At 47.0% G+C, this 11,897-nt stretch carries 13 protein-coding genes and 1 other RNA gene; 10 read left to right on the top strand and 4 right to left on the bottom strand.

Annotated features, from left to right (window positions below; all coding sequences use genetic code 11):
- Nucleotides 1-58: 58 nt before the first annotated feature.
- On the bottom strand, nt 59-385 hold the full coding sequence (locus ACUCV0_RS04480) for a hypothetical protein (protein ID WP_482212102.1): 327 nt from the start codon (nt 383-385) through the stop codon (nt 59-61).
- A 359-nt stretch (nt 386-744) separates the two neighbouring features.
- Between ACUCV0_RS04480 and ACUCV0_RS04475 the strand changes: the two genes are divergently transcribed.
- The 10 genes from ACUCV0_RS04475 to ACUCV0_RS04430 all read left to right on the top strand — a co-directional run bounded on the left by ACUCV0_RS04475 (nt 745) and on the right by ACUCV0_RS04430 (nt 10,418).
- The gene (locus tag ACUCV0_RS04475; RefSeq protein WP_482212101.1) at nt 745-2,031 is read left to right on the top strand and encodes a site-specific integrase; all 1,287 of its coding nucleotides are present in this window, start codon (nt 745-747) and stop codon (nt 2,029-2,031) included.
- A gap of 269 nt (nt 2,032-2,300) precedes the next feature.
- Nucleotides 2,301-2,492 carry a hypothetical protein gene (locus tag ACUCV0_RS04470; protein WP_068383901.1) on the top strand — a complete coding sequence of 64 codons (192 nt, stop codon included), beginning with the start codon at nt 2,301-2,303 and terminating at the stop codon, nt 2,490-2,492.
- Nucleotides 2,493-2,619: 127 nt separating this feature from the next.
- Entirely contained in the window at nt 2,620-3,189 is a 570-nt protein-coding gene (locus ACUCV0_RS04465) for a recombinase family protein (protein ID WP_482212100.1), read from the top strand.
- 1,964 nt (nt 3,190-5,153) lie between these two features.
- Nucleotides 5,154-6,062, top strand: a complete 909-nt coding sequence (locus ACUCV0_RS04460; RefSeq protein ID WP_482212099.1) for a hypothetical protein — start codon at nt 5,154-5,156, stop codon at nt 6,060-6,062.
- Between the two features lie 101 nt (nt 6,063-6,163).
- Nucleotides 6,164-6,664 carry a hypothetical protein gene (locus ACUCV0_RS04455; RefSeq protein ID WP_482212098.1) on the top strand — a complete coding sequence of 167 codons (501 nt, stop codon included), beginning with the start codon at nt 6,164-6,166 and terminating at the stop codon, nt 6,662-6,664.
- 91 nt (nt 6,665-6,755) lie between these two features.
- Complete coding sequence (locus ACUCV0_RS04450; protein ID WP_482212097.1) at nt 6,756-7,151, top strand: hypothetical protein; 396 nt, start codon at nt 6,756-6,758, stop codon at nt 7,149-7,151.
- A gap of 45 nt (nt 7,152-7,196) precedes the next feature.
- Complete coding sequence (locus tag ACUCV0_RS04445) at nt 7,197-9,083, top strand: hypothetical protein (RefSeq protein ID WP_482212096.1); 1,887 nt, start codon at nt 7,197-7,199, stop codon at nt 9,081-9,083.
- A gap of 54 nt (nt 9,084-9,137) precedes the next feature.
- Nucleotides 9,138-9,551, top strand: a complete 414-nt coding sequence (locus tag ACUCV0_RS04440) for a hypothetical protein (protein WP_482212095.1) — start codon at nt 9,138-9,140, stop codon at nt 9,549-9,551.
- A gap of 318 nt (nt 9,552-9,869) precedes the next feature.
- Nucleotides 9,870-10,211, top strand: coding sequence for a hypothetical protein (locus tag ACUCV0_RS04435; protein ID WP_482212094.1), 342 nt, complete (start codon nt 9,870-9,872; stop codon nt 10,209-10,211).
- Between the two features lie 12 nt (nt 10,212-10,223).
- On the top strand, nt 10,224-10,418 hold the full coding sequence (locus ACUCV0_RS04430) for a hypothetical protein (protein WP_482212093.1): 195 nt from the start codon (nt 10,224-10,226) through the stop codon (nt 10,416-10,418).
- Between the two features lie 33 nt (nt 10,419-10,451).
- Here the strand turns inward: ACUCV0_RS04430 and ACUCV0_RS04425 are convergent, their stop codons facing one another.
- From ACUCV0_RS04425 to ffs, 3 genes are all read right to left on the bottom strand, one after another.
- Complete coding sequence (locus ACUCV0_RS04425) at nt 10,452-10,937, bottom strand: hypothetical protein (RefSeq protein ID WP_482212092.1); 486 nt, start codon at nt 10,935-10,937, stop codon at nt 10,452-10,454.
- Nucleotides 10,938-10,941: 4 nt separating this feature from the next.
- Entirely contained in the window at nt 10,942-11,538 is a 597-nt protein-coding gene (locus ACUCV0_RS04420) for a hypothetical protein (protein ID WP_482212091.1), read from the bottom strand.
- Between the two features lie 249 nt (nt 11,539-11,787).
- Nucleotides 11,788-11,884, bottom strand: an RNA gene (gene ffs / locus ACUCV0_RS04415) — signal recognition particle sRNA small type.
- Nucleotides 11,885-11,897: the final 13 nt, after the last annotated feature.

The raw sequence follows: 11,897 nt of genomic DNA, 5'->3' as shown, positions 1-11,897 counted from the left end.
AGGTAGCCAGGGGGATTTTCAAGCGATCAGGAGGAGAAATGGCGCCGAAAAGGCCGTCTCAGGCACGCAGGCAGCACTCTTCGCCGTCTGCGAGGACCACACTGGAGACATAGGCCGCGAGCGCATCTAGCTGGCTACGCAGCCGGGTAACGGTCGCGTTCAGCTGGAAGGGGTTGTTCGCCTCCTCATTGGTCAGGTTGATCCTGATCAGCAGGAGCGGCTCTTGAGGATGAAAGATCTGCGCCACTAGGGTAGCGGGAGAATCGCGCCGGCAATCGATACGATAGGGTTGCAAGCCATAGCTAAGGGCGCGTCCTGCGCTTTCGAGTCCGTTCTTCACGAGGGATCCTTGGACATTCGTCCAGTATTGATATTCATCGCTCATGATGGCACGGAGCCATGATCCAAAACAGTGCATTTCGTCACTTAAACCCTGTGAAGGGGTTAGCGCATTGAAAAGGATCGAAACAGGAGAGGAGTAGCGCGGAGGGAAAAGCAGAAGGAAAAAACGAGGGGGAGAAATGGAGGTGGCCCCGCCAGCCACACCCCGGCACACGACATCACCGCTGCGGCTGCTCCCTTCCGGGCCTGACCGGGTAATGTGCAAGCACACCGGTTGATCGTTGAACCGCTCTAGATAGCAGGTTCTGGGCAATTTGGGATTTTACCTCCATTCGATGCTCAACACACGATTCCTGAGGTGGCGGCTTTGTCACACATTGGTGTCACACAGGCCTGTCACACATGTACGTCATTCGCAGAGGTTCGACCTACTACCTCAACGTTCGCATCGGCGATCAGCACTTACGAATCAGCCTAGGGATACAGGAGCGACGAGCAGCCATCTTCAAAGCCACGGCGATAGCTCAGCAGGTCGATGAACATCGGTCTACGTACCCGGAAGCCACCTACAGCGAGCTACAGGCACTGTGTAGGAATATGGTGCTGACGGAGAGACTCGAACGTCTGCCCTCTCCGCCTCCCAATCGTGTCAGTCCTCCTCTACCAGTCATGGCAAACGGACCGCTGCTGAGCAGGCTTGCAAAGGAGTACGTAGCTGAAGGGAAGCAAGGAGCCTGGAGGCAAGGACAGATAGCTGACGTAGAGCGCACCATCCAAGACTTCTTTGCTTTGATGGGTGATATGGAGGCGGAAGTCTTCGATCAAAAACAGGCCAGGACACTAAAGGAAAGGTTATCCCGCTGCCCTCGGTACTACGGCCTGCGTCCTGAATTCAAAGGCAAGACGCTGCTGGAGATTGTGGAGTCTGGGCATCAGTACGAGACCATCACACCAGTCACCATCAACAACCGGCTACGAAAGCTGACCTCCTGGATGAACTGGTGCGTCTCCAATGGATACCTGCAAGCTAACCCCCTGAGGGGAATGAAGGTAATGGAGGCATCAGCTAAGGATGCACGCCTACCCTTCGATCAACGAGACATCGCCACCCTCCTCAACCATAGCTCTCTTACTAAGGAAGCTAGGAAGAATCCCTGGAGGTATTGGCTACCCCTCTTAGCCCGAACCACAGGGGCACGCTTGGAGGAGCTAGCTCAGCTCTACCTTGAGGACATCGTGGAAGAGCAAGGCATCACCTGTATCAAGATCGATGACGCTAGGCCAGACCAGAAGCTCAAGAACCCATCCAGCCGACGAGCCATCCCTTTGCATCCCGACCTGCTAGAGATCGGGTTACGTGACCACCTAGAAGACTTGAGGCAGGCAGGACAGGAAAGGCTGTGGCCTGAGCTGAAGGCTGTCAGAGGCAAGTACGGATATGCCGTGTCGAAGTGGTTTGGCGTCTACAGGCACAAGCAGGGGATCACCGATCCTCGAAAGACCTTCCATAGCTTCAGGCACTCATTCATAGACGACATGAGAGAGGCAGGGATCGCCGATAGCCTACTTAAGGACTTGGTAGGTCATGGGGATACAGCAGTGACCTTTGCGGTGTACGGGAAGCGTCGCTTCATTGAGCAGATGCTAGCAGCAGTGAGCCAGATAAAACTGACCATAAACCCACTATAAACGTTACATTATAACACCTAGACCCAAGGGCCATTCTGACGCTACCCAGTAACCACGCACCTTGTAGCACGTCTGTGGCCCGTTTATCGTTCCCCTCCCCCTCGTTTGCTAAGCACTGGCAGCTCGATTTCTGCACGCGCTTCACATCCTAACGACCTCCTGAAGCTGCCTATTATCAAGCTTTACAAAGTCATTACAGTTCCCTGACGACTCTGTATTCAAACGACTGTCTGAAGGCTTGGTCCCAGCAAAATCGTGAGGAGATTGCTATGAAACGTACTACCCCTCTCTGCGAGGTCAGCACGAACAAAGACCTGCTAGAGCAGCAGCTAGCTACGCGGAAAGCCAGCCTGGAACGTGCCAAGGTGGACTTGCACCAGCGCTTCTCCGCTTATGCCAAAGAAAAGGAGTGTGTCACCGCTCTTGAACATGCTTTGGCAAAGGCACACCGGTTCCTCTAGGGATCATCAATCGACCGTTAAACGATACCGCTCATCCGACACTTTCATTGGTATCAACAAATGGGCTAAACAACTATTTGATACCTTGGTAAGCTGATCCCTCCTTTATTGATACCGAGGGATCGAGATGAGCCGTACGTTCCTATATGCCCGCGTCTCCACTGCCGACCAAACCACCGACAACCAGTTGCTCGAAGTACAGCAGTCAGGCTTTGCCGTGGACCCTCGCCGAGTAGTGGTTGAGACGGTATCCGGGTCTACCCAAGCTAGTGAGCGCAAAGGCTTCCAGAAGCTGCTAGAGCGCATGGAGCATGGAGATACCCTGATCGTTACCAAGCTCGACCGACTGGGCCGTAACGCTATGGACGTACGCAGCACTATAGAGAAGCTATCTGAGGAAGGAATCCGTGTTCACTGCCTAGCCTTGGGCGGAGTAGACCTCACCAGTGCAGCAGGCAAGATGACCATGCAGGTGCTATGTGCTGTAGCTGAGTTTGAGCGTGACCTGCTGATAGAGCGTACCCATGCTGGTCTGGAGCGAGCGAAGGCAGAAGGCAAGAAGCTGGGAAGACCTGAAGCTGTAGACACTACTGAGAAGGTACAGGCAGCTAAGACACGCGGATTGACTCAGAGCCAAGCTGCCAAAGACCTTGGCGTAGGTATCGCAACGGTTAAACGTCATTGGAACAAGGGGTGAACCTTCCACCGTTATCGCAATCATAGTAGGTATGAGTGCTCCAACTCTCATAGACCTTAGCCCCGCCATAGAGCGGGGTTTCTTTTGCCTGCTACCTCACTACATCCTAACTCCAAGCGTTGCACTGAGAGGCGTTTAGGTGGCCTATGCTCAATATTTGAATAAGTCCAAAGGAATACAGCTGCTATCCCAGCTTTCAACTTAACGCTGGGTCGCCCTCGACGATATTTACCCTATCCATGCATACCGACTATCCGATACTTAACGGTAGTTATTTTAGCGGGGGGAGGAATTCAAACAACACAGAACTACCGTCTGTCTGATTGATATGTAGGGATAAACGGCTGCAACCCTTGGTATTACTGAGTTCTTATATAAACGCTAACTTTAGGCTATGCAACTAACTATATACAATACAGAAAATCCACGTTATAATAAGCATATAGGGATAGAGAAAGTTATCGGCCCCGGCGGGTTTTAGATATGCACTTTATTAGTTGCAAAATAGCAACTTTGGCAGTATAATAGAGTGAAGAAAAAGAGATATATCTTAACCCTCTAATGTATAGCTAAATACTTACATGCAGTTAAGATATTTGCAGTATTCAAGATTGACCCTCCTGCCTTATAATTAAAGAATAGACAACACGAATAGAACATCCTTGATTGGGTGTTTTTCTGTAGGCGTAAGATTCCCGGGCTGATCATTCCCTTTGTAAGTGATTCGTGGGAGCAACCACCCTCCCCGCTGGCACGGTTAAAATGCTCTCCAATAAGAAAATACAACGCCGTATTCATTCCGTCGTTGGGGCGTCTCTTGCTGCCCGTACCTCCTCTTATGTGGCTCTCAGTTCTAAACCGTCTGTGAATCGTCCAGCAGGCAACGATAACGTGTGAGTTAGGCGTTGCCACCTAATACTCCTCCAGCTCTTGCTATAGAGCTTTGACATCTTTCAGTGTGTTCGCCATGAGATGTCCTTTTATTCGTTTTACCCTGTCGGATGACTTAATCGGCAGGGTTCGCTCGTTCAAAATAAATAATTTCTCGTTTGAGGATATGAAAAATGACAATAAAAACTATACGCCACTGCTTGTGGTGCTCGTTGGAAATGGAGTGTGCTTCAGCAGGTAAGCTGATCTGTTCCAAATCTTGCCACGGAAAGATGCATCGCCATCGGCTGAAGCTTGGGATTAGCAACAAAGAAATGATTCAACAACTAAAACAACAGAGGTTAGAAAATGAAACAACAGCGTAATAACGACGTTCCACTGCACCTAAGCTTGAAGAGCAGCAATCTCCAATACCTAAACCAATTGGCAGCAGAGAACAGGCTTTCTGCATCTGACATGTTAAACCTGATATTAAACAGGCTACGGGATACGGAACTTTACGAGCTGTTAAGTAGAGCTGATTAGTCCCATGGTTCTCACAGATACTCCCCGTAGCTCTCCCAGACACTCGGGCGTAGCTCTCCCAGACCCCGTAGTAATAATGAATATAGAGATAAAGAATATAAAGATAAAGAATAAAGAAAGGAGAAACGATTTTATGACTTAACACTGAGAAGCTTAGTCCCTCTTAGCTTGGTCTGCGACCTGCGCACGAAGGCCTAATAGAGTAAGAGCAAAAACAGATATTCTTTTTAATCTTATATTCTTTCTGTGCCAAGCTCATGCATTTGTGTTGTTTGAGTGTCAGGGCTTTTAGCCTTTATACATTTGTTGTTTGGTGTAGAGATCGAAGATCGATAGAGAAATAGATTCCCCGAGTGTCTGGCAGACCTACGGGATTATCAAAGAGGAATTATAAATGGAAAATACAGTACGCATCAGACTTGGTGAGCAAGCTACTCAAAGCCTGTTCGAGATCATGAAGCTTTTGAACAAAGACAGTGCAACCCATACAGCCAACATTATTATCAATCAATACTTAAATCAACTCCGTGCTCTTGAGGGCCTAAAAAATGAACACTCAGTTATTTGCTAAATCAGAAAAAGAACTATCTCCCTACTTCGCTGTTTATCGAGAGATTCTAACTGCTACCGGCTGGAAAGGATGGGAGCAGGTAAAACTAAAGAGCCCTGAAGGCAAGATGATCGCTACCGGAGAGGTCCTTGAGGTTGTCCATCCTTTCTCTTGTGAAGACAAGATTCTTTGGTGCTGGATGCTGGACCGCTTTCAGTTTTTCAAAGAAGGTAAAAATATCTGGTTTGATAACCAGGACGAGATTGCAGCCTATACCGGCATCAGCGTCTCCACTGTCAAACGATTTATCAAGAAGCTCAGTGTATCTGGCGTGCTGATCATCAAGCCCAAGCCCATGGGTGGTGCTCGCGTTAGCAACTCGTATGTCATCACTAAAGACTTGGTGTTGGTGCAGAAGGAAGACATCGCTCCCAAGGCCCCTATAAGCCCGCAGGTTGAACGATCAGAAGAAAGTAATATCAGTGCTCAGCCTGACGTATACGTGGAGCCTCAGGCCGCTGGTGAAGTTTGGGCTAATGAACCCCTACCGCTGGAAGATTATGAAGGTATTGAATTTTCTATTGAAGCAGAGAGCAGTAGCTATGAGGACTGGGAGTCAACTGAGGTTGAAACCGCAACAGCACCAGCGAAAGTGGAAGTCTCAGATATCAAGATCGATCTCTCATCGATGCCACTAAGTCGATGGAATCGGAATGGTCGCGAAATCAGTGATCAACTTTTTGACTGGTTTGAGGATAATGGATTTTACATTGAGGATTGCCGGACAGGACAAGTGCTTCATAACAGTAGTAAACGTCGCTATGTAATGAGTGGCAAAGACCTCATCCCTCTGTCTGCTAACCTTGCAAGCTTAGACGAACAAGACGAAACTTTTCTTCCTTTCTAAATATCACCCAAAACTAAATCTCAAAAGAATTTGAACGAAAGTTCAGATAAAGGGTGCTCTTTCGCCCAAACAAAAACTAAACTTAATATTCGGAGTATCAAATGATCAACACTTTTCAAAACCAATTCAACGCTGCTCTAACCACCACTGACATCAAGTTTAACCAGGGTAGTCTTGATGCTGCTATTGCCAACCGTGTCGACCTCTATAAAACAGGAATGGGTTCCCAGGAACGAATTAACGCCCAAATCCTACCTGAGCTTATCACTAAGGTTTCTGAACTCCTTAACGAAGGGTGGACCTTTACCGATTGGAAGGCACCACATTCCGGAGTGGTAGGTAGCTGCTACGTCTACCTTAAGAAGTCCCCTGCTCTGCAAGCTGAAGACATCCAATTCATCGAAGATAAGCTTACTGAGGTGTATGAGCAAAAAGTATTTGAGAACTATGAAGCCGAGAAGAATCGTCTAGTTCAAGCTGCCCTCCAAGAAGCTCGCCGTAAGGATGCTGAGGAGCAGGCCAAGAAGGAACAAAGCCGGATGGACAAGCTGGAAAAGGAAGCTATTGCAACCCTTGAAAAGCAGCTACAGGGGCAAGAGTAATGGCTACCAAACTCTTCCCTAAAAAACCCTCTCACTTTGCGGATCGTGTCATCAATCCACGTCCCCAGCCAGCTCCTAAGGATAATAAATAATGTCCCACTTTGCAGACCGTATTATGAAGATGAAGCCTACTGAATACGTAGTGAAGCTAACCAAACCAACCGCCGGATTAGAGAAAAAGACTTCTGCCGAGGAGAAAGCAGCAATTAATCGTTTGCTTGAACAGGCAGGAATGATCAAAAAGAGCAAACAGTATTCTGCTCCTATTGAAGTATTTATGGTTTCAGATGATGGGCGGGTTGAACTGACCAAGATGAATGTAGAAGGCGCAGCAATCCTTAAGTCATACGGACTGACCTTTATTCCTGCTGACGGTCTTTCAATGCTGACTTTCAAGCTTGCTCAACAGTATGGCGGGGAGAAGGTATCGCTTTCCCAGATGCTGAAATGCGCAAGCTTTAAAGAGCAATATAATAAAGCCAAGTAAAAATAATCATATCGCACAAGGAAGTGCATCTATAGGATAACAATAATGTCAACGACTGCTATTGCCGAGTATTACGCTCGTTTAGGAATTTCAGTTAACAAAACTCAGTTTAGGCAAGCAGATGCCGCCCTGGATCGTATTTATCAATCAATGCAAAAACTGAAAAGTGAGTTTAGTAAAGGCATTGCTATTAATCCCAAGCTGCAATTCAACAGCCTTCAATTTCAAAAGTCGATTCAACAAGCGCTAAATAAAGTATCAAAGCTTACAACCTTCAACATCGATAAATTCACTGTTGACGGCTCTCGCCTAACAAGCTCTCTACAGAGCGCAATCCGGCGTGCTGAATATGGTGCTGGCTCGCTACGTGTGAAGGCCATTGTGGAACGTTCTACTGTGTCCCAGGGAGCACGTGCAGTAGCGAATCAAGCTCATGGTAATGCAGGTGTAGGCACTCGCCTCAACGGTGGCGTAGGGGGCCTTGTAGGGGCCGGTAGAGCCGGTATTGCGGGACTCGCGGCTTACAGTGGATACGAAGCTATCCAGGGCCTACAGAATCAGATGGACCAGATTCAACAAAACGTCGGCAAGTATGAGATGCAACGCTTGCAGCTGGGCGCCAGCGTAGGAGGATCTGCTCAACGTCGGTGGCATAACGCTGAGGCTTTGAACAACATTGCCAACTACACCGGCACCCGCTCAGAGGATCAGATCCAGGGCTACACGAAATTTCAGAAGCAGGCGATGCAATCCGGGATGTCTGCGAGGGCAGCAATTGATTTTTACACCGATATGGCCGTTTCGACACGTGGTAATGGTGGTGATCAGCAGTCTATCGAGAGGCAAGCCTATGCAAGTCAACAAATTTTAGGGTTGGGCTATCTAAGATCGGAGGAACTAAATCAACAACTTGCAGATTCTAACCCCGCAATCAAGAAGTACATCCAGCAGGCGTATCTGCAACGTGTTGGCTTCAAAGGAAACGATAGCCAAGCCACTGAGAAATTCACTAAAGACCTTAGTAAGCGCCTAGTGCTGGTTCAAGACGTTCTCAAAGGCTATGACCTGTCTGCCCGCAACGCTGCTCCCCGTGTAGAAGAGCTTGCCAACTCTGTAGAGGGTGCTGCAAACCGCTTAGATAACATCCAGTGGATGGAAAACATCCGACGTGTAGAAGGCCCGTTAACGGAAGCCGTCCGGCGTCGTATCGCAGCAGAGGAAGCATTGTATAAAGCCAGCATTCCCTTGCAGGAAAAGTTTATCGAGTTGGTCAAAATTCCATTCGTGGAAAAAATGACAGAATTTACAAATGGGCTTACAGGTCTTGTAGGCTGGATTGATAAGTTTATGAAGACTCCTGACGACCAGAAAGCAAAGCTTGCTGTTGACACTGCTAAACAGATTGCACCTGAGGCAGCCGGATACGTTGCAGATAATCATCCTGGTATCAAAGCAATTGAATGGCTCTACGATACCCATCCTGTTCTAAAGTTTGCTAAAGATACGGTTGGTGGTTTGTATGATCGAGTGATGGGACCAAGCTGGGGTGATGCCGGTAATCGCTGGACACCTGATTTCTTGGCAAGGTATCAACGTCTCAACTATAGCTACGGCACTCCCTATAGCGACTTTACCTATCCATCCGCCTTGCCCTATACGAACCCTGTTCAGTTCGGTTCAAACCCCGTAGTGGATACACCCGCCTCTGAAGCAATGAGTCAGGTATTGAGCCAAAGCTACAACAGCAATAACACCATCAGCAACGATAACAGCATTATCATCTCACCGGGAGCTATCGTAATTGAAGGTTCTAACCTCTCAGTCCAAGATATGAGTGCTGAATTGGAATCTCAAATCTATGACATCTCACGGCGTATCCAACAAAATGACTATGCCAACGGAATGATCAATTACCCCGCCACTGGTCGATAGACATCTAACAAGAACAATATAGGCCCTTAATTGGGCCTTTTTTATGAGAAGAATATGCAGTATTTCATTTTAAGCAAAAACTCTAATCTTATCCAAGGCTTCATCTCTTCAAGCTTTACCCCTGCAAAAAACGAACAATACAAGTTCATTCTGGCAAGTGATAAAACCCTTGATCTGTATTTTAAATGGGTGAAGAAGAATCCAGATTCTCATCCTGACATCTGTGATCTTGCATCCAAATCAAAATACCTGACAGATGAGTTCAATCCTGCCGGTAGGAAAACATTCCCAACGTTTCCTAAAGAGGACTGGGAGCCAGCCCCTCCAGCAGCTAATGCACGAGAAGCAGCTATCGCCTCTTGGATTGATCTTCATCCTAAAGCTGATGAGCACGATCTACACGAACGATTTAATACAGGTGTCGTGGCAGGCAAGGCTTATATCCAGAAGTATCGTATAGCGCTGTAGAGCCTTCCGTGAGGGCTAAAACCTGCGGCCCCTGGCATAGGTATAGGGCCGCTACTTTTCGTGCTCCACAGGCCGTATAAAGCCTGTATTCAAAACACTAAAATCATCATATCCGAGGTGTCAAATGCGTATTTTCGCAAACTATCAATTTAAAGGTCATCGCTCCAGTATCGAGCTTCCTGTAAAACTCGTTCAACTCTTCAGTGAAAAATATCCTAATCAAAGCATTGGACGGTTCATCAGCAAACTCCTGAAGGATGAGAAATGTAGTTCTGTTGGCTCAAGCCTTGTTCTTTGCCGCTTAGTGGAGGTCCTAGTATGAAGCTAACCTTTCAACACCTTGTTGCTATCACAAACGTTCTACTGATCGCTGTAATTCTATTCCAAATCAATCAAAGCAGTGCTTGGCGTGAAGATTTCAAACGTAGCATTGAGCAGCTGACTGTAGAGACACAGCGAAACCTGTCTGCATTGCAAAGCAGGCTGGAAGGTAAAGTTAACGGTCTAAGTGAGAGCCTTGACCAATACCAGAACAATACCAGTCGTAGCCTACGAATCCTTGAGCAACGCGTGGAGAGTATTGAACGTCGCCCTGCCGTGATCATGAATGGTTTCCAGGGCTATAAGAACTCCGGCAATCAGAACAACAACAATCAATAAGGGGAAATAGAAATGTTAGATGATCTAATCAAGCAAGGTAAGAAAGTGTATGACCTTTACATCTCAGGTGGGAACGTGCCTCCAGAGAATGTAATGACAGCAATCGTAATCCTTGAAAAGATGGATGAGGCTTTGAAAGCTGGAGATAAGAGGAAATATAATTGGCTGTTAAGCAGGCTTGCAGATGTGAAGCTGAAGCTGATTTAAGGTACAAGGGAGGCTCATCACCTCCCGCACCATTCAAATATCCAGCTTACAGGCTTGGGCGAATTTGATAGTGGCCTTAGTGGAACCGCCGATATCGACATTTGTACTAAATTTGGAAGATCCAACCAAACCAAGCATAAATTTGGAATTCGCCGCCTTTAAAGCTTTAAGTACAGTAATAACCTTATCACTATCGGTCTTAACGCCCCAATATTCAGCATTTCGCTCATACATGACACCAGGCATTTTAATAATTGCCGAGTCATCTATTTTTACTAAAACCTCTACCCCTTGACCTTCCGCATTGTTGGCTATCTTGCCTTTTTGGATGTAGGACATGCTTAGTCCATCTTCTGCGCAGTCAAAAACAACTGAACTATAAGCCGTGATCACTCCACCGAGATAAGCTTTTTTGCCACCACTAAAAATGTCATCCTCTGCCTTAGAATACCATTCAGCATTGGCAGAAATGCAGATTCCCATCAGCACAACTACAGACATCCATTTCAATTTCTTCATAGCCCTACACCTTATCCCACATTGCCGAGATATACGAAAACTCAGCATCTATCATATCCAGATACTTTTCCACCTCAGCATCACTCAACGTAGAGATATGCAATTTAGCTCGTCTCACATCGAGAACTGCTACATCTCTTTTTTCCCCAAAAGCCTTACTCATCAAAGCATTATAGATATTGATATGGAGCTTGCTTAGCTGTTCATCTTTGAAGTACAGCTTCACCAAACATGGCTTACCATCTATAAGTATACCCATTTCTGGATTTACGTTCACTTCAACATCCAAGAATTTGTAGATATAAGGCTCAGTCGAGGTCCAAGAGGGCATAAGTTTATTATACCATCTCAAATAGCCTTTAATTGCTTTTGGATAGTTATTCTTCTTATTTGAGTCAGTCAGATTAGCAACCAGACTTTTTAAAGACGCTTCTACGTCTCCATTTTTATGACTTCTTACAACACACTCTCTTAGCGGTTTGTAGAAATCAAATTGTGGAGCATATCCAGTTTTATTTTTTATCTGAGCAATCTTCGTCCGCTTTTTATCAGCAGCGCGACTGATAACATCAACGACTTCAGCAAGACTGAGGCGGGGCATAGCTTTACCATCCGTAGTGAGATATCCATCACATCGGCTAGGTTAGCAGGAGCTTGAGTCGTGGCATGACTATCCAGCGGAGACGAGCGGCTGTATAGGATGACTTTTGCTTGAGGGAGGTAAAGCAGATAGGATCAGCGCCAAGCGCCCTTCTATGTCACACATGAAGGTGCTAAACGGCTGTCACACAAAGGAATCTAGAGCAGAGAATGTCTAAGTAAAACAATTACTTAGCAGAAATGGAGGTGGCCCCGCCAGCCACACCCCGGCACACGACATCACCGCTGCGGCTGCTCCCTTCCGGGCCTGACCGGGTTCACGGTTGATCGTTGCGGGGGGACCGACAGAGCCACCATAAC

It is taken from the genome of Pseudomonas sp. VMV1, assembly GCF_056790235.1.
The sequence above is the reverse complement of the archived record's forward strand: the minus strand, read 5'-3'. Positions and strand labels throughout refer to the sequence as shown.